This window comes from Mycobacterium sp. IS-1556 (genome assembly GCF_001499985.1).
GTDB lineage: Bacteria > Actinomycetota > Actinomycetes > Mycobacteriales > Mycobacteriaceae > Mycobacterium.
Genome location: NZ_LQIM01000038.1, coordinates 335,893 through 357,155, shown reverse-complemented (window position 1 = coordinate 357,155; position 21,263 = coordinate 335,893). Strand labels below are relative to the sequence as shown.

The following is a 21,263-nucleotide window of genomic DNA, read 5'->3' as shown; positions in this document are numbered from 1 at the left end:
GCGGGGTGCCGCGCGTCGTCGATTGCGCTCAGTCCAGTTCGAACCGATCGTTGTTCATGACCTTCACCCAGGCGGCGACGAAGTCCTCGACGAACTTGTCCTTGCTGTCGTCCTGCGCGTAGACCTCGGCGATGCCACGAAGCACCGAGTTCGAACCGAACACCAGGTCGTTGGCGGTGGCGGTCCACTTGGCCGCCCCGGAGGAACGGTCCCGACCCTCGTAGACGTTCTCGGCGGTCTCCGACGGCTTCCACTCCGTGCCCATATCGACCAAGTTGACGAAGAAGTCGTTGCTCAGCACGCCCGGCCTGTCGGTGAACACGCCGTGCTTGCTGCCGCCGTGGTTGACGTTGAGCACCCGCAGGCCGCCGATCAGCACCGCCAACTCCGGAGCCGTCAGGTCGAGCATGTAAGCCCGCTCGACCAGCAGCTGCTCCAACGGATTCTTCTCGCCCGGCCGCACGAAGTTGCGGAACCCGTCCGCCCGCGGTTCGAGCACCGCGAACGACTCCACGTCGGTGTTCTCCTGCGTGGCGTCGGTCCGACCCGGCGCGAAGTGCACATCGATCTCGAAACCACCGTCGCGGGCGGCCTTTTCGATCGCCGCCGAACCACCCAGCACGATCACGTCGGCCAGCGAGACCTTCTTGCCGCCGGTGGCCGAGGAGTTGAACTCCTGCTGGATGCGCTCGAGCACCGGCAGCACCTGTGCCAACTCGGCCGGCTCGTTGGCCTCCCAGTTCTTCTGCGGCTCCAGCCGGATCCGTGCGCCGTTGGCGCCGCCCCGCTTATCGGTGCCGCGGAAGCTCGATGCCGACGACCATGCCGTCTTCACCAGCTGCTGCACCGTCAGGCCGGAGTCGAGCAGCTTCGACTTGAGCTGCGCGATGTCCTGCTCGTCGACCAGTTCGTGATCCACCGGCGGAACCGGGTCCTGCCACAGCTGCGGCTCGGGAATCCACGGCCCGAGATAGCGGCTGATCGGGCCCATGTCGCGATGCATCAGCTTGAACCACGCCTTGGCGAACGCCTCGTCCATCTCCTCGGGATGGTCGAGCCAGCGGCGGGTGATCTCGCCGTAAATCGGGTCCTCCCGCATCGAGAGGTCGGTGACCAACATGGTCGGCTTGCGCGGCGGGCCGCCGAACGGGTCGGGAATGATCGCCTCGGCGTCCTTGGCCTCGAACTGCCAGGCGCCGGCGGGGCTCTTGGTCAGCTCGTACTCGTAGCCGTACAGGGTCTGCAGGTAACTGTTGTCCCACTTGGTCGGAGTCGGGGTCCAGACCACCTCCAGCCCGCTGGTGACGGTGTCGCCTGCCTTGCCGGAGCCGAACGGGCACTTCCAGCCCAATCCCATCTGTTCGATCGGGGCCCCCTCGGGCTCGGGCCCCATGCCTTCGTCCGAACCTGCGCCGTGGGTCTTGCCCAGCGTGTGACCACCGACGATCAGCGCAGCGGTCTCCTCGTCGTTCATCGCCATCCGGCCGAACGTCTCGCGGATGTCGTGCGCCGCGGCCAGCGGATCCGGCTTGCCTTCCGGGCCTTCCGGGTTGACGTAGATCAGGCCCATCGTGGTCGCGCCGTAGGGCTCGGCCAACTGGCGGTCACTGTCGTTGGTCCCGCCGTAGCGCTTGTCGGTGCCCAGCCAGGTGTCTTCCTGGCCCCACAGCATCTCCTCGGGCTCCCAGATGTCCTCGCGGCCGAACGCGAAACCCATCGTCTTGAAGCCCGACTGCTCCAATGAGGCGTCTCCGGCGTACGCGATCAGGTCGGCCCAGGAGATCTTGTTGCCGTACTTCTGCTTGATCGGCCACAGCAACCGGCGGGCCTTGTCCAGGCTGGCGTTGTCCGGCCAGCTGTTGAGGGGGGCGAAACGCTGGGCACCCTGTCCGGCGCCACCGCGGCCGTCGAAGATGCGGTAAGTGCCCGCGGCGTGCCAGCTCATGCGGACGAACAAACCGGCATAGCTGCCGTAGTCGGCCGGCCACCAATCTTGCGACGTGTTGATCAACTCGACGACGTCCCGCTTGAACGCCTCGAGGTCGAGTTTCTTGAACTCCTCGGCGTAGTCGAAGTCCTCGCCGAGCGGGTTGCCCTTCTCGTTCTGCTTGTGCAGCACCGACACGTCGACCTGTTCGGGCCACCAGTCCCGGTTCGTCAGCGGAGCGTGCGTCTTCGGCTTCGGCGAATCGATAACCGGGTTCTCGCTCTCACTGTGGCTGGCCGTCTTGGAGTCGGCGTGAGGCGGGCGAGCGTCAGAGGTATCAGACACAGCGTTCCTTCCGATCGGTTGTTTGGGCTGCGATCACGGTCGTGATCCGGAAACTTGCGATGCCGAGCAGTCCGGGCACAGGCCCCAGTAGATGACCTCGGCCTCATCGAGCACGAAGCCGTCCAGCGCGCCGTCGGGGTCCGACGGCGTCAGGCAGGGCGCTTCGCCGACGGCACAGTCGATGTCGGCGATGACGCCGCACGACCGGCACACGACATGGTGATGGTTGTCGCCGACGCGTGACTCATATCGGGCCACCGAACCGGAGGGCTGGATCCGGCGTACCAACCCAGCGGTGGTGAGCGCGGCAAGCACGTCGTAGACGGCCTGACGGGAGACGTCCGGGAGAGCGAGGCGGACCGCGCCGAAGATCGTTTCGGTGTCCGAATGGGGGTTGCCGTAGACCGCCTCGAGCACCGCGAGTCGCGGGCGAGTCACGCGAAGGTCGGCCGCGCGCAGCCGGTCCGCGTAGTCGGGCGTGGAAGGCACGCTGTCAATATGCCGCGTTATCTGGAATGAGTCAAGACTTGATTGGGCATGGCTTTCTGCGGCGTGTCGCAAATTCGGACAGGACCGTTGCTGCAGTGACCGAAGTGCCTCGTCGCCAACGTTTTTCGATGTCGCAGAGGCCGTGTCACGGGGTTTCCACGCTTGTTCCGGATACCGGCGCGGCTGGTACTGTTCCCAAGCTGCCGGGTCGGGACCGTCTGTGGTCAGGGGAGTGGACCACCCGGCGAGTGGACATCAGGCGAGACCCGAACGAGAAGCTACGGACTTCCGCGAAGAGAGTGTTGTGCGCACCGGCGAAATCAGAGCCCTTTCCGGCCTGCGCATCGTCGCCGCCGTGTGGGTGGTGCTGTTCCACTTCCGGCCGCTTCTAGAGGAGTCGGTGCCGGGCTTCCGGTCGGCGCTTGCGCCGCTGCTCAACTGCGGTGCGCAGGGCGTGGACCTGTTCTTCATGCTCAGCGGGTTCGTGCTCACGTGGAACTATCTCGATCGAATGGGGCCGTCGTTTTCGTGGCGGGCCACCGCGCGCTTTCTCTGGTTGCGGCTGGCCCGCGTATGGCCGGTGTACCTGGTGACGATGCATCTGGCGGCGTTGTGGATCATCTTCACCCTGTACATCGGCCACGTGCCGTCGCCGGCGGCCGACACTCTGACCGCCACGAACTACATCCGCCAGGCGCTGATGGTCCAATTGTGGTTCGTGCCGTTCTTCGACGGGTCCAGCTGGGACGGCCCGGCCTGGTCGATCAGCGCCGAATGGCTGGCCTATCTGCTGTTCGGCGCGCTGATCCTGGTGATCTTCCGGATCGCGCGAGCGACACGGGCGCGGGGCTTGATCGCGCTGGCCTTCGTCGCCACCATGCCGCCGATCCTGCTGCTGCTGGCCACCGGGCTGTTCTACACACCGTGGAGTTGGCTGCCGCGGATCGTCATGCAGTTCACCGCCGGTGCGCTGGTGTGTGCCGCAGTCCGCAAGCTGCAACCCAGCGACCGGACCCGGCGTGCGGCGGGGTACGCCGCAGTTCTGCTGGGCGGTGCGATCGTCGCCATCCTCTACCTGCTCGACGCCCACCCGCTGTCTAAGGTCCCCGACAGCGCAGGCCTGGTCGATGTGCTGTTCGTACCCTTGCTGTTCACGCTGGCCATCGGGTCGGGAACCTTGCCCTGGTTGCTGTCGCTGCGGCCGATCGTGTACCTGGGCCACGTGTCGTTCAGCCTGTACATGGTCCATGAACTGGTGCACACCACCTGGAACTGGATGGTGGCGCAATTCGAGCTGCAACTGTCGCCGGACCTCACGGGCAAGTTGATAATGGTTGCCTTGCTCGGCACCGCGCTGATCGGCGCGGTCATGCTGTACCACTTCGTCGAGGAGCCTGCCCGGAAATGGATGCGCGGCATGATGAGCGCCCCCACGCGTTCGGATACCCATGGCAAGTTGCACACCGTGTTGCACCCGCGCGAACGAGCAGAGGTGTTTTCGGCCCGCGCCGGATGACCACGCGAGTCGCTGCGGTGCTGGCGTCGTCGCAGCCCTACGCTGGAGCGGTGAGGCGCGTGGTGACGATTGTGCTGTCGCTCGCACTCTTGATCGTCGCGGGATGCCAGCATCGGGAACCACTGCGCGACAAAGAGATCGTCGAGCTCAACTTCGCGGTCAATCGCATCGCGGTGATCGGTGACTCGTACACGACCGGCAGCGACGAAGGCGGGCTCGACGCGAAAGGATGGCCGACACAGGCATGGCAGATCCTGGCTCGACAAGGGGTCGCCACCACGGCCGACGTCGGTGCCGAAGGCGGGGCCGGCTACGGCACCCGCGGTAACCGCGGCAGCCTGTTCGAGGATTTGACCGCCGCCACGGTGAAGCCCGACGACACCCTCGTGGTGTTCTTCGGTTCCCGCAACGATCAGCGTGTCGATCCCACCCAGCTGTCGATCCTCATCTACGGCACATTCCAGTTGGCGCGTCGGATCGCACCGTCGGCGCGACTGCTGGTGATCGGGCCGCCGTGGCCGACAGCCGACGTCCCCGCTGAGGTGATGCGCATCCGCGACACCCTCGAGTACCAGGCCGAGCTGGCGGGTGCGACGTTCATCGACCCGATCGCCGCGCGCTGGTTCGTCGACAGACCCGAGCTGATCGGCTCCGACGGCGTTCACCCCACCGATGCGGGCCACACCTATATGGCCGAGAAGATCGCGCCGCTCATCGGCGCGCAACTGCCGCGCGGCATCTGATGGTCCTCGGCGGACGCCTGTACCAGCTGCTGACGCGGGTGTTGTCGCTTCGGATCATCGTGATCGTGGCGGCGCTGTCGGTGGTGGCGCTAGTGATCACGCTGGGCGCATGGGTGTGGTTCGGCGTCACCAACGACCAATACAGTCAACTGGACCGCCGCCTCGACTCTGTCAGCAGCCTGGGCGACATCAGCACGCTGCTGCGCACCGCACAGCAGGTGGACGTCGACCCACCCATCCCGGACGGCGGGCTGGTGCGCACCGCGCGGGTTGACGGCGTCACCGTCTCCATACCCGAGGACGTGGTGTTGCCGAAGTTCGACATCGGCTACGCCGACACCACCATCGACGGCGTCGAATACCGGGTGCGGACATTCGCCGCCGGTGACGCGTTGATCGCAGTCGGCGCGCCGCTGGCCGAGACCCAGCGCCGCATCGACGAGTTGCACCGCCGGGTGCTGCTGATCTGCGGCGGCGTGATCGTGGGCACCGTCCTCGTCGGCTGGGTGATGTGGTCGATCATGATCAACCCGTTCCGCCTGCTCGCCCAGCAGGCCCGCGCGATCAACGCGCAGTCGAAACCCGACGAGGTTCAGGTGCGCGGCGTGCAGGAGGCCGTCGAGATCGCCGAGGCGGTCGAAGGGATGCTCGCCCGTATCGGCGACGAACAGCAACGCACCAGAGCGGCGCTGGAATCGGCGCGCGACTTCGCCGCGGTGGCGTCGCACGAGCTACGCACCCCGCTGACCGCGATGCGCACCAATCTCGAGGTGCTGTCCACATTGCAGATGCGCGACGAGCAGCGCCAGGAGGTGATCGCCGACGTGATGCGCACCCAGAGCCGCGTCGAGGCGATGCTCACGGCACTGGAACGCCTGGCCCAGGGCCAGTTGACCACCGTCGACGACTTCGTGCCCGTCGACATCACCGAGCTGCTGGACCGGGCCGCGCACGACGCGATGCGCAACTATCCCGGTCTGCGGGTGTCGCTGGCTTCGTCGACGACGGTGCTCATGTTGGGCTTGCCGGCCGGGCTGCGGCTCGTCGTCGACAACGCGATCACCAATGCGATCAAGCACGGCGGCGCCACCGAGATCCAGCTCGGCGCGGACAGTTCCGGCGAAGGCGTGAGAATCACCGTCGACGACAACGGCTCGGGGATACCGGAGGACGAACGGGCCGCGGTGTTCGAACGGTTCTCGCGCGGCTCGACCGCGGCACGCTCCGGTTCTGGACTGGGCTTGGCGCTGGTGGCCCAGCAGGCCGAGCTGCACGGCGGAACCGCGACAATGGAAACCAGCCCGCTGGGCGGCGCGCGGCTGGTGCTGAGCCTGCCCGCGCCGAGCTGAGGTGGTTAGCATCCCAAGATGGCGAAACTCGAGTTGTCGCGCGAATTGGCGTTGAGCCCACAGGACGCGTGGGAACACGTCTCGGACCTCAGCTCGCTGGGTGACTGGCTGGTGATGCACGAGGGCTGGCGAAGCGAGTTGCCCGACGAACTGTCGGTAGGCACCACCATCGTCGGAGTGGCCGGCGCGAAAGGCCTGCGCAACCGGGTCACCTGGACCATCAAGAAGTTCGACCCGCCCCAGCTGATCGAGGTGACCGGAAACGGCGTCGGCGGCACCAGGTATGGGCTGACGATGACCGTGGCTCCGACGAAGAAGGGCAGCGCCTTCACCCTCACCCTCAACCTCGGCGGCGCGCCGCTGTTCGGGCCGATCGGATCGGCGGCCGCGCGGGCGGTCAAGGGCGATATCGACCGGTCCATCCGCAAGTTCGAGGAGCTTTACGCTTGAGGTTGGAGCCTGAGGGCTTGAGCCTGAGGGTTGAGCCGGACGGCGGTTGACCCTGTGGGAAGCGGGTAACACCCTTCGATGTCCCAAACCATGGATCTGACTGTTCTGGACCCGCGTACCGGCGACATGGTGACCCGGATTCCGGTCACCGACCCCGCAGCCTGTGCCGAAGCCGTGGCGCGAGCGCATGAGGCCGCGCCGGCGTGGGCGCGTACCCCCGCGGCAGAACGGGCCGGCGCGCTGACGCGAGCGGCCGCTGCGGTCCGCGAAGCGGCAGCCGAACTGGCCGAGCTCAACGAACGCGAGACCGGCAAGCTGCGAGACGACGCGTTGGGCGGAGTCGACGCCGGCGCGGGCACGTTGGTGCAGTACGCCGAACTCGGTCCAGTGCACCGCGGGCGCAGCCTGCACGGGTCATGGGCCGCGACCGACCTGATGGTCCCGGAACCACGCGGTGTCGTGGCGGTGCTGACCCCGTGGAACGATCCGGTAGCCGTGGCGGCGGGTCTGCTCGGCGCGGCGCTGGTGACCGGAAATACGGTGGTGCACAAGCCAAGTGAGCGGTGCCCGGCAACCGGTCGGCGGTTCGCCGAACTCCTGGCCGAACAGCTTCCCGACGGTGTGTTGGAAATCCTCGACGGCGACGGAACGGTCGGTGCCCAGCTGGCCTCGGCGCAGGACGTCGACGTGGTGGCACATGTCGGCAGCAGTGCGGCCGGCCGGGCGATCGCGCGGGCGTGCGCGGAGCGCGGCGCCAAGACGGTGCTGGAGAACGGTGGCAACGACGCGTTGATCGTCGACGCCGGAGTGGATCCGCGGTGGGCGGCCGAGCAGACCGCGCTGGGCGCGTACGCGAACGCCGGGCAGATCTGCGTGTCGGTCGAGCGGGTTTTCGTGGTCGGCTCGATGGCCGACGCCTTCCTCGACGCTTTGGTCGACGAAGCGCGCGGATGGGACGAGCGGATCGGGCCGATGGTCGATCGGCAGCAGCGTGCGGTGGTGCAGGACCACGTCGACGACGCGGTCGCCAACGGCGCGCGGGCTTTGATCGGCGGCGAACCGCGACCGGGCCCGGGCGCGTTCTACCCGCCCACCGTGCTGGCCGACTGCACACCGGACATGCGGGTGTTTCGGGAGGAGACGTTCGGTCCGGTCGCGCCGGTGCGGGTCGTGCCCGACTTCGAGACCGCGCTGCGCGAGGCCGCCGACGATCGCTACGGGTTGGCCGCCACCGTGCTGACCCCCGACATGGCCCACGCGCAGCAGGCCTGGCGGGCGTTGCCGGTCGGCACCGTCAAGATCAACGACGTCTTCGGGGGCGCACCCGGCGGGGCGTCGCAACCGCGCCGCGCCAGCGGCAACGGGTTCGGCTTCGGACCCGAACTGCTCGACGAGATGACCGTGATGAAGGTCGTGCACTGGTCACCGCCGGGCAACTGAGCCGCGCTCTAATCCTCCTTACGGATCAACCGGCCCAGTGCCTCCCGGTCGGAGGCCAGCAGTTCCTCGATTCGCGGCTGGTTGACGTCGGCCACGATGATCTCCCCGACCTCCTGGTAAACGTCGCTGAAGATGCCGTGCGACTTCATCTTCTCGGTTTGGTAGATGTTGTCCTCGGTCGGCGTGACGTAGTAGACGATCTCGGCCTTGAACCGGTGAATCAGCCATAGGTGCACGACGCTCATCAGCCGCTTCTGGCGCAGCTTCTCGGCGAAGGTGTTCTGGTCACGCACCGTCAGGATGCTGCGGCCGTGCCGGTCCTTGATCGGGTCGACGATCACGTTGGCGAGCTTCTCGTCCTCGCCGTCACGCTCGCCGTAGATCCCGAGTTCGAGCACGTCCGACCCGGGCCGCGTCGGCCGTAGCTGCACCCGCAGCTTCTCATCGAGTTTGTAGTGCTCGCCCCACAGCGCCAGCCACTCCTCGAGCAGCTTCTTCGGCACCTCGGTCTGCACCAGATGCTGATGCTGGGTCGAGCCCTTGCCCATCGCCTTGGTGGTCGCCAAGCGGCCCGACGACGCAGCCAGCGCAGCATCGCTTCGCGGGCCGCCGACGAGCGTTTGCGGTGTGCGGTAAGGAGATTCGACAAGCCGCATCTTGCGCTGCAGCCGTGCTAGCGCGAGCATGCCGTCCTGTCGCAGTGCGGTGGCGAACTCCTCGGATGCGACGCCGTCGACCTGGTGCCCGCCATAGGTGATGAAGTTGAAGACGAAACCCATCTTTCCGAGTTCCACTGGGAACGCCCGCATCTCGTCGTCGGTCATGCCGGTGGTGTCCCAGTTGAAGGAAGGCGACAGGTTGTAGGCCAACATCTGGTCGGGGAACACGGCGTGGACCGCCTCGGCGAACTCGCGCGCGTCGGCGAGGTCGGCGGTCTTGGTTTCCATCCAGAGGATGTCGGCGAATGGCGCGGCGGCAAGCGACTTGGCTATCGCGTATGGGATGCCGCCGCGGACCTGGTAGTAGCCCTCCGGGGTCTTGGCGAGTTCGCAGTCCCAGCCGACCGCCGCGCCGAGCTCCCTGGCCTTCTCGCGCGCGGTGTACAACGGTGCGAGCCGGGCAAAATCGCGCCACTCCGTCACACTCATATCGAGTTGTTCGCCTTCACTCTCGCGGAACTCGAGTAGCTCGGCGACGGCCTCCCCATAGGTCATCAGCCCGGCATCGACCTGCCAGGCGTCGACGCACTTCGACTCGACCTCGTCGAAGATCTCGTCGATGGCCCCGTCCGGCCGGTCGTGGTACGTCGAGGCCGCCTCGGCAACGGCGTCGCCGATACCGTGGCGGTCCAGCCACGCGTTGGCGGTCGCGTACTCACCCTCGGGCAGCGCATAGAGCAGGTGGCCGTTGAGTTCGCTGACGCCCGCCTCGTAGAAGCGACGCATCATCGCCAGATAGCAGGACTTGTACGACGGCACCTTCAGATTCGTCACGCCCAGCAGGAACGGCTGGTCGCGCTCGTCGGCGCGGCTGTCGATCAAGTTGGCCGCCTCGGCATCCGTGCGGGCGACGATGATGCCGGGCACCTTCATGATGTCGAGTTGGAAACGGGCGGTGTTGAGCCGTTTGATCTGCTCGTCGGACGGCACGAGCACCTTGCCACCCTGGTGGCCACACTTCTTGGTACCCGGGCGCTGGTCCTCGATGTGGTAACCGGGCACCCCGGCCTCCACAAATCGGCGAATCAGGTTGCGCACGTGTGGATCTCCGCCGTGGCCGGTGTCGGCGTCGGCGATGATGAACGGGCGGAAGTCGACGGCAGGCGTCGCGTCGCGCTGCTTGTCCGACATTTGCAACCGCAGGTACTGCTGGTTGCGGTCCGCGGTGAGCAGCGCACGGACCAGACCGGCAGCCTCCTCGGGCACCTGGCTGAGGGGGTAGCTGGCGAGGTCGGGTCCCGGGTCCTCGGTCGTGGACCCTTTAGCCGACGTCGCCCAGCCACCGAGGTAGATGCCCTCGATGCCCATTCGTTTCATCGTGACGGCCTGCCCGGGCGAGTAAGGGCCGAACGTGGTGATGCTTTTCTTCTGCGCGAACAGTTCGCGAAGACGCGCGTAGAACGCGGTGGCGGCCTCACGCGCGACGATGTAGTCGGAGGCGATCGTGCCGCGCTGTTCAGCGACTTGGCGCGCTGAGTACAGGCGGGTGATCCCGTCGAATCTCGGGCTGTCGAAGTACCGCTGGGTGGCAGCGACCTCCTGCTCAAACGGGGTCTGAGGCGCGGCGTCCGTTTCGATGATGGCCATGAATTCACCCTACGGCGACCGCTTGGCTGACGCTGCCGTTATCAGCCGGGACGACCGCGCCAGATGCGCGGTGAGGTGCCGTGTACCCGGCGGAACTGCCTGGAGAAGTAGCCGGGGTCCGCTATCCCGACCCGACGCGCCACCTCCTGGATCGACAGGTCGGTATCGGCCAGCAGCCGGCGGCTCTCAGCCATGCGCCGTTCGATGATCCACTCCTGCACGGTGCGCCCGGTGCGCCGGCGCACCAACGTGGTCAGGTGGCCGGGCGTCATGCCGATCTCGGCGGCCACGTCGCGCAGCGAGAGCTGCGTGTTGTGCCGCCGGTCGATCACCGCGAACACCTCGGCGAGCACGGGTTCGCCGCTGTGACGCAAGTCGCCGACGACGTCAACGGCGAGGCGGGCGAGGTCGATAAGCAGCAGCGTGAGGTGGGCGAGTGCGGCCTGCCGGTAGCCGTCCTTCCGCTCCGTCAGCTCGGCTTCGATCGACCCGATCGCGGCGTCCCAGGCGCCGCGGCGGGCGGTAGGCAGCCGTAGTTCGAGCAGGCCGCCGGACTCACTGTGCAGGAATGGAAACAGCAGCGGATGCGCCCGCCACGCCGGCCACGGCGACTCGCCGTCCTCGCCCAGCGCCACGGGGTCGAAGAAGATTCCGACATCGCCACCGGAGCGGTCCACCCGGCTCGGATCGAGCACCGCACCGGCCGCCGCGACATAGACGAGCCCGGCCGACGAGACGTACCACAAGGCGGGAAAGTCGTGGATGTGGCGACCCCTTTCGAGCACCTCATCCCGGCCAGCGCGGACCACCGAGACCGGGGGTGTGTCCGGACCGGTCGGATACTGGTACATCGGTACGCCACTTCGATGCCTGACCAACCGGGATGCCAGCGCCATATGACGAAAGATAGTCCTAGTTTCTACAAATATCACCTAACTTAGTTAGGCTGCAGGCGTTCACGATGGAAGCATGACCGAAAATCATCCAAACTCCGTCGCCGGTGCCATGGGTAACCGACATGACTATCTACCCGCCGCGGGCCATGATGCATTTCTGCCGGGCTACGACCTGCTGACCCGATTATTGGGGATGAACAGGGTCTACGACGCTCTGATCAGCCGGGCCGAACTCGCGGCCGCGAGGTCGGTGCTCGAAGTCGGTTGCGGGACGGGAAATGTCAGTATCCGCGCGAAGCGCCGCTATCCGGCCCTTACGGCCGTCGGCTGCGATCCCGACCCGCGAGCGCTTACCCGTGCTCAACGAAAGGCCCGCGGATTGACCGGAATTCGGTTCGAGCGCGGCTACGTCCAGAAGCTCCCGTATGCCGAAGGCGAGTTCGACCGGGTGCTGTCGTCGATGATGTGGCACCATCTCGGTGGCGATGTGAAAAGCGAAGCCGCACGCGAGATCTTCCGCGTCCTGCGGCCCGGCGGCAGGCTGTACCTCGTCGACGTCGGAGGCGACATGACCGCCGACGACGGGCTTGCGGCACGACGCATGCTCCGCAGCTCGCATGTCGCGGGCAATCTCGGCGACGCGATTCCGCGGCTGTTGCGCAGCGTCGGCTTCGATTGCAGCGAGGTCGACACTCAACGGCATCGCTTCGTCGGCAGGCTCACCTATTACCGGGCTGTTCGCCCGGCGTGAGCCTGGCGACGATGTGTTCGGCGATCGCCAGCGCGGACGTCGCGGCCGGAGACGGCGCATTACGGAGTAGGACAACGCGATCGCGGATGCTGATCCGGAAGTCGTCGACGAGCCCGCCGTCGGCGTCGAGGGCTTGGGCCCGCACCCCCGCGGTGCCGGGCACCACGTCGTCGTCACGCAATGCGGGCACATAGGCCCTCGCGGCCGTGATGAACCGCCGCCTGGACAAGGAACCCGCCACCTCGCGGATCCCCGTGCGCCAGTGCCGCCGGGCGAAGCGCCAGAAGGCAGGCGCTCGCGCGATTTCAGCCGCATCCCGCATCGACACCGTGCGCCACGAGTAGCCCTCGCGCGCCAGTGCCAGCACGGCGTTGGGTCCGATCAGCACCTCACCGTCCACCCGTGGGGTGATGTGGACACCGAGGAAGGGATAGCGCGGGTCCGGCACGGGATAGACCAATCCGTTGACGAGATCGCGCCGGTGTGGTTTCAACGCATAGTACTCGCCGCGGAACGGCATGATCACCGGATCGGAGCCGTCACCGGCCAACTCGGCGAGCCGGTCACTCTGCAGACCGCCACACACGACGACCCGGTCGAACGCGGCCTCCTCGTCGCCGGCGGCCGTACGGGCGCTGACAACCACTTCGGCACTGCCCGGCCGCATCCCCGTTATCTGCTGTTGCAGAAGCACTTTCGCGCCCGCGTCGATCGCATCGGCGGCAAGTGCCCTTGTCACCTCGGCGTAGTCGACGATCGAGGTCGAGGGTGAGTACAGGGCGGCGACTCCCCGCACGTTGGGCTCGAGCTCGTTCAGCTCCTCGGCGCCGATGATCCGCACCCCTGGAACGCCGTTGGCCAACGCCCGCTGCTCGATGTCGGCAAGCCGCGCCCGCTCTTCGTCGGTGAGCGCCACCAACACCTTGCCGCAAGCGATCCGGCGGATCCCGCGCTCGGCGCAGAATGCCTCGAGGAGTTTCACCCCGCGACGACAGAGCACCGCCTTCTGCGAACCGGGTGGGTAGTACAGACCCGCGTGCACCACCCCGCTGTTGCGCCCGGTCTGGTGTTTCGCGAGGCGGTCTTCCTTCTCGAACAGCGTCACCCCGCAGTCCGGGCTGCGCCGCAGGATCTCGCGGGCCACTGCGACGCCGAGGATGCCGCCGCCGACCACTGCGACGCGTTCACTCATCGCTGGTCCAGCACGGGCATCGGAGGGGAGTAATCACTGTTCGGTTACGGTACTGCATCTCATTGACTTTGAGCCAGGCGCGAATTGGCAGCTTCGAAGGTCCAGACGGTACAAGTGATACAGCGCCATCGGTATGCGCAGTCGAGAAAGAGCAACGAACCATGAGACGCATCTACGCCTTGGTGATCGGTGTCGCCCTGTTGGTGACCATTCCCGGGGTAGCCGCCGCCGCACCGTCCCCGCGGTCCGCGGCCAACCAGCAGGCGGTTGACTCCGTCATCGCCCGCGGCCTGGCGCAGCGCGGTGTCCCGTTCTCCTACGGCGGGGGAGATGCGAACGGACCGACCAAAGGTAGTGGCACGGCCGAGAACGTCGCAGGGCTCGACCGCGAGGGTCACGTCGTCGGCCTCAACCCGGCAGTCAGCACCGTCGGTTTCGACGCCTCCGGTCTGATGGTCTATTCCTTCGCCGGCATCGGGGTGAAGCTGCCGCGGTCGTCGGGCGCGCAGTACACCGTCGGACAGAAGGTGTTGCCGTCGGAGGCGTTGCCCGGCGATTTGATCTTCTACGGCCCCAACGGAAACCAGAGCGTCGCGCTGTACCTCGGCAACGGGCAGATGCTGGAGGCCACCGAGCCTGCTGTCACCGTCTCGGCAGTGCGCACCAACAACATGGCGCCGTACCTGGTTCGCATCATCAAGTGAGAGGCAGGCCTCGACGCTATGTCACGCTACGCAACTGCCACGCTTCTCCACCCGGAAGCATAGAAGTCCGCAGTCGACGACCGCGTGGTCCGCGCAGTCTCCAAAGATGACGGCCTCGGACCGCATCAGCCGAATTCACCTGCCTACCAGGCATTTGACGGTTTCGCCGATTCCGTTGCGGTGATGCATCGCGCGGAGGAGCATCGATACCAGCAAGACGTCCACTGCACAGCGGCTGCTGACCGCGGACGTCCGAGGGAATGGCGGAACGATGCCCACATACGAGAAGGTCGTTGTCGGCGTACATGACAGCGCCAGCGGCCGCCGCACCGTTGAGCTCGCGGCGTCACTGAGTACCGAGACGGCGGCTCGGCTCGTCCTCGTCGCTGCCTACGGCGCCGGAGAGCGTCGGCCGCATGAAAGCGGTTCCTACCTGGAAGCCGGCCCTGGTCCGGCCGAGTTGGCCCTCAAGCGCGCCCTGGAGATATGCGAGGCGTTCGGAGTTGACAACGCCGAGACGCATGCGGTCGCGGGCGATCCGGTGACAGTGCTGGTCAACGCCGTGCGGGAGCACCAGGCGCCCGTGCTCATGGTGGGTAGCCACGGGCTGGCAACGCTGAGTGGCCGATTGCTGGGCTCTGTCCCGGGCGGGGTCGTCCGGGAGGCCGAGTGCGACGTCTTCGTCGTGCAGACCACCTCTCAGCGCTGGCGCGTCCGCCTGCGGAGGCGGCCGTCAAGTTACCGCCGCACGGTCCTCGTCGGCGTGCACGACACCCCGCGATCGAGGGCCGCGCTGGACAGGGCGGCCAAGCTCTCCGTCGATTTCGACGCCGACCTGATCCTCTTCGGAGCCTACGAGGAACTCTTCCGACCCACGCTGGAGAACGCCATCAATGCCCTCGACGACGAGAGCTACTTGGTTCAGGGCTCTTTCTCGATCGAGTCCGTGCTGAAGGACGCCGAGCGCCACGCCCGGGCGCTCGGTGCCCGGGTGGCCGAGCGCGTGATCGTGGCGGGCGACCCGATGAAGGGTCTGCTCAAGGTCGCCGACAAGACGGGTGCCGACCTCATAGTGATGGGCAACCACCAGCTCACGGGCCGGATGTCGCAACTCATCGGGTCCATCAGCGAGCAGGTGACGCGCAGGACCCCGACCCACGTTCTGCTGGTGCACTGACAGCGCGCGGCGGTAGGGCGGCCGCTAGCCTCGGATTACCCTTGGCGGACAGGTGCTTTCGGTATCAGCTTAGAGCCTGCGAACCCCGTCGGCGACGGCATGCAGCTTGTCGGGATTGGCGATGTTGTGGATTACCGCAATACGGCCGGTGTCGTCGAGATCGACGGTGAGAGTGGCGAGCACGCGGCCGGCGCCGCGCAGCACGATCCCGGGCGCACCGTTGATCTCCACGACTTCCGCTGTCATATCGCTGATTTCGACGCCTTCGTACGGGCGTTGAACCGTTCCGGCGATCCAGCGTGCGACCTTTTCTGCACCGATCAAGGGGCGCATCGCCTGGCGGACCTTGCCACCGCCGTCGGTCCACAACGTAACCTCAGGCGCGAGTAGCTCCATCAGCGCATTGATATCACCACCCACGCTCGCGGCGAAGAACCGCTCGGTGGCCTGCCGCTTCTTGGACCGGTCGGCCTCGAATCGCGGCCTGCGGGCCTGCACGTGTCCGCGAGCGCGATGCGCGGCCTGCCGCACCGCGGACTCGGAACGCTCCACGGCTTCGGCGATTTCGCGGTAGCTGAAGTCGAATGCCTCTTTGAGCACGAACACCGCGCGTTCCAGCGGGCTGAGGGTCTCGAGCACAACGAGCATCGCCATCGATACCGAATCGACGGCGACAACGTCGTCGGAGGCGTCGGATTCGGTCAGGATCGGCTCTGGAAGCCACGGCCCGACGTACGTTTCGCGCTGACGCTGCGTTGCACGCAGCCGGTCCATCGACAGGTTGGAGGCGATGCGGGAAAGATAGGCCTTGGGATCGGAGACCATTGCGCGATCGTCGGCCGACCACCTGAACCACGCGTCCTGCACCACATCCTCGGCGTCGGCGGCCGAGCCGAGGATGCGGTAAGCGATCGCGAACAACAGGTTCCGGTGGTCGGCGAATGTCTGCTGATCGTTCACCGGGTGGCCCTGCCGCCGCGGCGCCACATCGCAGCGCCGAGTGCCGGAATCAGTTTCACCAACCGATAGGTCGACCACGGGCTCGAGCTCACCGTCTCTTTGTACGCCGCCCCCATTCGGCCGGCCAAGTAGAACCGGCCCGGCGTGTCATCGGCGTGGGTGAACTGGATCACCGCGTCGTTACGGCCCAGGCTCACCGGCTGGTGAATGTAGCCGAAGCGGAACCGCCTGGGCTGCTTGCCTTTCAGCTCCCGGGCGATGGAGGCGGCGACGTGCATCGCGGTGGGGATGCCGCTTTGGCAGGTGCCGTGGATGACGCCGTAGCCCTGGCGAACTGCGGCCGCGTCGCCGACGGCGTAGACGTTCGGGTGCGTGATCGACCGCAGCGACTCGTCGGTGACGATGCGACCATGGTCGTCCACGGCCAACCCGCCCGCCGCCGCGACCAGGGAGACGCGCACGCCCGCCGTCCATAGGACCGCCTGTGCGGTGATGACCTCACCGTCGCCGAGCGCGACGCCGTCCGACATCACCTTGACGACGTCGACTCCGGCTCGAACCCGAACTCCGAGCCGCTCAAGACCAGCATGCAGGCGCACCTGTGCGCGGGCGCCCATCATCGAGCCGGGTTCCTGCCGGCTCAACAGGACAACGTCGAGTCCGGGGTGCTGTTCAGCGATCTCGGCGGCTGCCTCGATGCCGGTCAGTCCGCCGCCAGCGACCACTACCGTGCCGTCATCCCCGAGCCGAGCCAGCTGGTCGGCGAGCAGCTGGGCGTCCTGCGCGCTGTTGAGGGTGTAAGCGAACTCGTCGACCCCGGGCACCCTGACGGTGTCGGCGACGGAGCCCAGCGCGAAGACCAGGGTGTCGTAGCGCAGCGTCGTCGCGTCATCGACCCGAACGGTCCGCGCCTGCGCATCGAAGCCGGTCACCCAGCCCTGGACGAATTCGACACCGGTGCCCGCGAGCTGGTCCGGAATCTGCAGGTCGTTCAATCGCTGTCCGGAGGCGACCTGGTGCAGACGGAGCCGTTCGGTGAACCGGGCCTGCGCGTTGACCAGCGTGACGCGCACGTCGTCGCGGCGCTTCAGGCGCCCGGCCAGCCCGGTCGCCGCCGCCATACCGGTGTAGCCGCCGCCCAGGATCACGATCTCGTACATGGTGCTGCCTTCCTTGTTCGGTGATTGACAACCCCAAGACGTATGCAGGCACCCGATTTGTGACATGTCGGCGCTTTGACGCGGCCTTCTGATAAAGAGGACGGGTGACGTCGACACTGGAATCCGCCGAGAGCATCGCGGGGCGGGTCCGCACCATGCGCGAGACCGTACAGGGCGAAGCCGGGGAGTCGGAGCGGCTGCGCACGCTGAGCCCGGCGATCGTCGAGGCGATGTGGGATACCGGTCTGATGACGGCGTTCAATCCGGCACCCGCAGGCGGGGTGGAACCGTCCTTCGCCGAGATGATCGAGACCTGGATCGAAATGGCATGGCAGGACGGATCGTTCGGGTGGATCGGGATCGCCAACCTGCCGTCGTCGTTCGCCGCGGCCGCCTACCTGCCCGACGCGGGATTCGCCGAGGTGTTCACCGCACACGACAATCGCGTGACCATGGGCGGGCAGTTCTTCCCCAATGGTCAGGGCACCGCCGTACCGGGCGGTTACCGGCTGACCGGGTCGTGGAGCTTCGGGTCGGGGATCGGGCATTCGCACTATGTCGCCGCGGGCTTCCTGCCGATGGACGGCAGCGAGATGCGCTGGGTCAGCGAAGGTGTGCCGGACATGCAGGTCGCGGTGCTGCCGCGCGAGCAGGTGAGCTTCAACGACGGCTGGCATGTGCAGGGGCTCAAGGGTACGGGCTCCTACGACTACAGCGTCGAGGACGTCTTCGTGCCGGCCGAACGGACTTTCGCGTTGTTCACCCGCGAACCGCTGCGCGGATCGTCGCCCGCGACGAGGATGGGGATGATGCCGGTCACCGCCGCCGGCCATGCGTCCTGGGCACTCGGGGTGGCCAAGAGCATGCTCGACGATGTCCAAGAGCTTGCCGCGACGAAGTTCCGGATGAGCGACATGGCGTCGCTGGCCAGTCGGCCGACCTTCCAGAAGGGGCTGGCCCACCACGTCGCTGCCTGGCGGGCGGCGCGGCTGCTGGTGCTCGACGCCTTCGAGACGGCCGAAAGCGCTGTCGCGGCGGGCGAGGATCTGACCCCGGCCCTGCGCGCAGACATGCGGGTGGCCGCCGTATACGCCACCGACGTGGCCCGTCAATGTGCGGAGTGGGCGCATCTCGTCGCGGGCACCAGCTCGATTCGCGAGGGCACCCGCCTGGAACGAGCGTTTCGCGACATGTACACCGGCACCCAGCACGCGTTCATCAGCGAGAAGGTGGCCATCGACGCGGCCCAGATCTGGCTCGGCGTCATCGACGACCAGTTCGGTCTGTAATCAGCCGGTGCGCGTGACGAACTCGGCGATGATGCGACCGAGTTCCTCACCCCGTTGCTCCTGGACGAAATGGCCGGCACCTGTCACGGTCGTGTGAGGTTGGCCCTTCGCACCGGGAACGTGGTCGGTGAACACCTTGTCCCAACCGCGCGTTGCCGGATCGCCGTCGGAGTACGCGGTGAGGAACGGCCGCCGCCAATCACTCAGCGCGGCCATGGTGGCGCGTCCGATCGCAGCCCCGCGATCGTTGCGCGTCAACGGGATCAACGCGATCATCTGACGCAGCCCGGCCGTGAACCTACGGTCGGGGAACGGTGCGTCGTAGGCGGCGAGGACATCTGGGCTCAACGGCCCGGCCACCGCGTCGAGGAAGACGCTCGGGACCAATTCCGGCGAGCGTTGGTAGTACGCCACATAGTCGAGCAGAGTCTCCTGGTGGATGACCTGTCCGTCACCGAGCGCGTGGTGCGGCCACTCCAGCTTCCCCGCGAGGTCGGGTTCGCACGTGTGCAGGATGGTGTTCGTCGCGACGACGCGCGCGAATCGGTCGGGGTCGCGTGCCAGCACGCTGAGCCCGATGGGTCCGCCCCAGTCCTGCACGACCAACGTGACATCCGAGAGATCCAGTCGGGTGATCGCGCTGTGCAACCAGTCGATGTGCCGGTCGAACGTGTAGTCCGTCGGGTCGGTCAGTTTGTCGGACCGGCCGTAGCCGATGTGGTCCGGCGCAATCACCCGAAGCCCAGCGGCGAGCAGCACGCCGATGACGTGCCGGTAGAGATACGACCAGGTGGGCTGCCCGTGGAGCAGGACGACGACGGGCGCCTCGGCGGGGCCTGCATCGACGTAATGCATTCGCAGTGGGCTGACTCCGCGCGATTCGACATCGACGTAGCGGGGCTCGAACGGATAGTCGGGCAGCACCGCGAAGCGCTCGTCCGGGGTTCTGATCACGGTCATCGGATCACCGTGGAGTCGAGGAGACCGTCGACTACCATGGCGCGCAGCGTCTTTCGGTCGAACTTTCCGCTGGGCAGCGTCGGAACCTGCTCACTGGTCACCGAAACCCAGCGGGTCGGCACCTTGTAGGCCGACAGGTGCGCGCGGGTGTAGGCGGCCAGCGAATCGACATCGATGCCGGCGCCGACGGGCACGACGACCGCACAGACTTCCTCGCCACGCGTGGGATCGTCGATGCCGAGCACGAGACACTGCGCGACGTCGGGGAATTCGCCGATGACGGCCTCGACCTCGAGTGGCGACACGTTGGCGCCCGCGGCCTTGATCAGCTCGGTGGTCCGTCCCACGTAGAACAGTCGCGGGTCCCCGTTGCGGCGGTAGACGCGGTCACCGGTGTGGTACCAACCGTTTGCGTCGAACGTCTCCCACCGCTCCCGTTTGTTGTAGCCCGCCATCACGCCGATGCCGCGGACGAGCAGTTCGCCGACCGCCCCGTCGGCGACGTCGTTGCCGTCCTCGTCGACGATACGCATGTCGGTGAACGCGAAGCCGCCCGCCGTCTCGGACATGGTGCGGTGCACGGGAAATCCGTCGGGCACATCGACCATCGCGATGTCGAGCGGCCCGTCGCGCAGCATCGGCGCACTGCTCAGATCGCGGTCGCCGAAGCTCGGGTGCTCACGCAACCGCTGGGTGAACGCCGGCCATCCGACGACGCCGGCGGCCCGCTCCCGTTCGATCAGGTCCAGCGCGGTCTCGGCGTCCAGGCGTGGCATCGCGAGCACGGTGACGGGTTCGTGCAACGCCCCGGTGGCGGCGAGCAGCCCGCCGACCCAGAAGAACGGCATCGCACACAGGATCCGTGTCGGCCCTTCGCTTTTCGCCACCGCGCGGATCGCGCTCGGCCACGTCGACGTCTGCCGCACCAGCGTGCCGTGGGTGTGCACGACGCCTTTCGGGTCCGCGGTCGAGCCCGAGGTGTGGATGACGACAGCGAGATCGGCGGGGGAGACCTCGGCCTCGGCGGCGCTCAGCAGTTCGGCGGTGACACCCTCGGCATCGTCGTCCCACCGGGTGGCCCAGTCGGGAACCGGATCGTCGACGAACACGATGCGGCGCAAGTACGGCGCGGCCGCCAGGCCCAGCCGCCCGGCCGGCTGGGCTGCCAACTCGCGCCAGGCCGCCTCGAAACGCTCGGCGACATCGATGGTCAGTACCCGGCTGGGAGCGATGAGCACCGCGATGTCGGCCAGCCGTGCCACTTTGGCGATCTCCGCCGGGGTGTAGAGCGTGCTCAGGGGCACGGCCAGCGCGCCGATACGTGACACCGCCAGCCACCAGATGACCCAGTCGACCCCGTTCGGGAAGAACAGCCCGACGCGGGTGCCCTTGCCGACGCCCTCGCGCAGCAGCCATTGCGCACGCCGCGCCGAGCGCTGCTGCGCCTCGCGGTAGGTGAGCCGATCCGCCGGGGTGATCAGATAGAGCTGCTCGCCGAACTCGTCGCAGGCGTGGTCGAGGAGCGCGGGAACGGTCGGGCGTGGCTGCTGTGTCACGCAGCGATTGTCTCCGACGACACCGGGCGACCGCACGAGGCGGCCGCCCAGCG

General features: G+C 67.1%; 18 protein-coding genes. 9 read left to right on the top strand and 9 right to left on the bottom strand.

Annotated features, from left to right (window positions below):
• Positions 1-28: 28 nt before the first annotated feature.
• Complete coding sequence (gene katG, locus AU187_RS20050) at positions 29-2,272, bottom strand: catalase/peroxidase HPI (protein ID WP_059102275.1); 2,244 nt, start codon at positions 2,270-2,272, stop codon at positions 29-31.
• Between the two features lie 33 nt (positions 2,273-2,305).
• Positions 2,306-2,761 (bottom strand): Fur family transcriptional regulator, encoded by a 456-nt coding sequence (locus AU187_RS20045; protein WP_059102274.1) that lies wholly within the window; start codon positions 2,759-2,761, stop codon positions 2,306-2,308.
• Positions 2,762-3,065: 304 nt separating this feature from the next.
• Between AU187_RS20045 and AU187_RS20040 the strand changes: the two genes are divergently transcribed.
• From AU187_RS20040 to AU187_RS20020, 5 genes are all read left to right on the top strand, one after another.
• Complete coding sequence (locus AU187_RS20040; RefSeq protein ID WP_059102273.1) at positions 3,066-4,277, top strand: acyltransferase family protein; 1,212 nt, start codon at positions 3,066-3,068, stop codon at positions 4,275-4,277.
• A gap of 50 nt (positions 4,278-4,327) precedes the next feature.
• Positions 4,328-5,020, top strand: coding sequence for an Rv0518 family GDSL lipase (locus tag AU187_RS20035; protein ID WP_059102339.1), 693 nt, complete (start codon positions 4,328-4,330; stop codon positions 5,018-5,020).
• The gene (locus AU187_RS20030; protein WP_059102272.1) at positions 5,020-6,369 is read left to right on the top strand and encodes a sensor histidine kinase; all 1,350 of its coding nucleotides are present in this window, start codon (positions 5,020-5,022) and stop codon (positions 6,367-6,369) included. Before AU187_RS20035 ends, AU187_RS20030 begins: the two co-directional genes overlap by 1 nt.
• Positions 6,370-6,387: 18 nt before the next feature.
• The gene (locus tag AU187_RS20025; protein ID WP_059102271.1) at positions 6,388-6,819 is read left to right on the top strand and encodes a type II toxin-antitoxin system Rv0910 family toxin; all 432 of its coding nucleotides are present in this window, start codon (positions 6,388-6,390) and stop codon (positions 6,817-6,819) included.
• Positions 6,820-6,897: 78 nt separating this feature from the next.
• On the top strand, positions 6,898-8,259 hold the full coding sequence (locus tag AU187_RS20020) for an aldehyde dehydrogenase family protein (protein WP_172800315.1): 1,362 nt from the start codon (positions 6,898-6,900) through the stop codon (positions 8,257-8,259).
• Between the two features lie 8 nt (positions 8,260-8,267).
• Here AU187_RS20020 and aceA read toward each other — a convergent pair whose 3' ends face one another.
• Both aceA and AU187_RS20010 read right to left on the bottom strand, forming a co-directional pair.
• A complete protein-coding gene (aceA, locus tag AU187_RS20015) occupies positions 8,268-10,565 on the bottom strand; it encodes an isocitrate lyase ICL2 (RefSeq protein ID WP_059102270.1) in 2,298 nt (765 codons plus the stop codon).
• Between the two features lie 41 nt (positions 10,566-10,606).
• On the bottom strand, positions 10,607-11,461 hold the full coding sequence (locus AU187_RS20010) for a helix-turn-helix transcriptional regulator (protein WP_059102269.1): 855 nt from the start codon (positions 11,459-11,461) through the stop codon (positions 10,607-10,609).
• Between the two features lie 73 nt (positions 11,462-11,534).
• Between AU187_RS20010 and AU187_RS20005 the strand changes: the two genes are divergently transcribed.
• Positions 11,535-12,212, top strand: a complete 678-nt coding sequence (locus AU187_RS20005) for a class I SAM-dependent methyltransferase (RefSeq protein ID WP_059102268.1) — start codon at positions 11,535-11,537, stop codon at positions 12,210-12,212.
• Here the strand turns inward: AU187_RS20005 and lhgD are convergent.
• Complete coding sequence (lhgD, locus tag AU187_RS20000; RefSeq protein WP_059102267.1) at positions 12,181-13,404, bottom strand: L-2-hydroxyglutarate dehydrogenase; 1,224 nt, start codon at positions 13,402-13,404, stop codon at positions 12,181-12,183. The two genes, AU187_RS20005 and lhgD, sit on opposite strands and share 32 nt — an antisense overlap.
• Before the next feature lie 161 nt (positions 13,405-13,565).
• Here lhgD and ripD point away from each other — a divergent pair, with 161 nt between their 5' ends.
• Positions 13,566-14,108 (top strand): NlpC/P60 family peptidoglycan-binding protein RipD, encoded by a 543-nt coding sequence (ripD, locus tag AU187_RS19995; RefSeq protein WP_059102266.1) that lies wholly within the window; start codon positions 13,566-13,568, stop codon positions 14,106-14,108.
• Positions 14,109-14,379: 271 nt separating this feature from the next.
• Complete coding sequence (locus AU187_RS19990) at positions 14,380-15,285, top strand: universal stress protein (protein WP_059102265.1); 906 nt, start codon at positions 14,380-14,382, stop codon at positions 15,283-15,285.
• Between the two features lie 69 nt (positions 15,286-15,354).
• Here the strand turns inward: AU187_RS19990 and AU187_RS19985 are convergent, their stop codons facing one another.
• Together AU187_RS19985 and AU187_RS19980 are read right to left on the bottom strand one after the other, a co-directional pair.
• A complete protein-coding gene (locus AU187_RS19985) occupies positions 15,355-16,245 on the bottom strand; it encodes an RNA polymerase sigma-70 factor (RefSeq protein ID WP_082683741.1) in 891 nt (296 codons plus the stop codon).
• Positions 16,242-17,405 (bottom strand): NAD(P)/FAD-dependent oxidoreductase, encoded by a 1,164-nt coding sequence (locus AU187_RS19980; protein WP_059102263.1) that lies wholly within the window; start codon positions 17,403-17,405, stop codon positions 16,242-16,244. The genes AU187_RS19985 and AU187_RS19980 overlap by 4 nt, the downstream gene beginning before the upstream one ends.
• Before the next feature lie 155 nt (positions 17,406-17,560).
• On the opposite strand from AU187_RS19980, the gene AU187_RS19975 reads away from it, so the two are divergent.
• Positions 17,561-18,694 (top strand): acyl-CoA dehydrogenase family protein, encoded by a 1,134-nt coding sequence (locus AU187_RS19975; RefSeq protein ID WP_156425403.1) that lies wholly within the window; start codon positions 17,561-17,563, stop codon positions 18,692-18,694.
• Here AU187_RS19975 and AU187_RS19970 read toward each other — a convergent pair whose 3' ends face one another.
• Both AU187_RS19970 and AU187_RS19965 read right to left on the bottom strand, forming a co-directional pair.
• On the bottom strand, positions 18,695-19,654 hold the full coding sequence (locus AU187_RS19970) for a haloalkane dehalogenase (RefSeq protein ID WP_059102261.1): 960 nt from the start codon (positions 19,652-19,654) through the stop codon (positions 18,695-18,697).
• Complete coding sequence (locus AU187_RS19965; protein ID WP_156425397.1) at positions 19,651-21,210, bottom strand: class I adenylate-forming enzyme family protein; 1,560 nt, start codon at positions 21,208-21,210, stop codon at positions 19,651-19,653. The genes AU187_RS19970 and AU187_RS19965 overlap by 4 nt, the downstream gene beginning before the upstream one ends.
• Positions 21,211-21,263 lie beyond the last annotated feature (53 nt).

Coding starts and splice junctions, on each gene's coding strand:
- AU187_RS20030 (WP_059102272.1), top strand. CDS start 5,020: ATGGTCCTCGGCGGACGCCTGTACCAGCTGCTGACGCGGGTGTTGTCG.
- AU187_RS20025 (WP_059102271.1), top strand. CDS start 6,388: ATGGCGAAACTCGAGTTGTCGCGCGAATTGGCGTTGAGCCCACAGGAC.
- AU187_RS20020 (WP_172800315.1), top strand. CDS start 6,898: ATGTCCCAAACCATGGATCTGACTGTTCTGGACCCGCGTACCGGCGAC.
- aceA (WP_059102270.1), bottom strand. CDS start 10,565: ATGGCCATCATCGAAACGGACGCCGCGCCTCAGACCCCGTTTGAGCAG.
- AU187_RS20010 (WP_059102269.1), bottom strand. CDS start 11,461: ATGGCGCTGGCATCCCGGTTGGTCAGGCATCGAAGTGGCGTACCGATG.
- AU187_RS20005 (WP_059102268.1), top strand. CDS start 11,535: ATGACCGAAAATCATCCAAACTCCGTCGCCGGTGCCATGGGTAACCGA.
- lhgD (WP_059102267.1), bottom strand. CDS start 13,404: ATGAGTGAACGCGTCGCAGTGGTCGGCGGCGGCATCCTCGGCGTCGCA.
- ripD (WP_059102266.1), top strand. CDS start 13,566: ATGAGACGCATCTACGCCTTGGTGATCGGTGTCGCCCTGTTGGTGACC.
- AU187_RS19990 (WP_059102265.1), top strand. CDS start 14,380: ATGCCCACATACGAGAAGGTCGTTGTCGGCGTACATGACAGCGCCAGC.
- AU187_RS19980 (WP_059102263.1), bottom strand. CDS start 17,405: ATGTACGAGATCGTGATCCTGGGCGGCGGCTACACCGGTATGGCGGCG.
- AU187_RS19975 (WP_156425403.1), top strand. CDS start 17,561: ATGCGCGAGACCGTACAGGGCGAAGCCGGGGAGTCGGAGCGGCTGCGC.
- AU187_RS19970 (WP_059102261.1), bottom strand. CDS start 19,654: ATGACCGTGATCAGAACCCCGGACGAGCGCTTCGCGGTGCTGCCCGAC.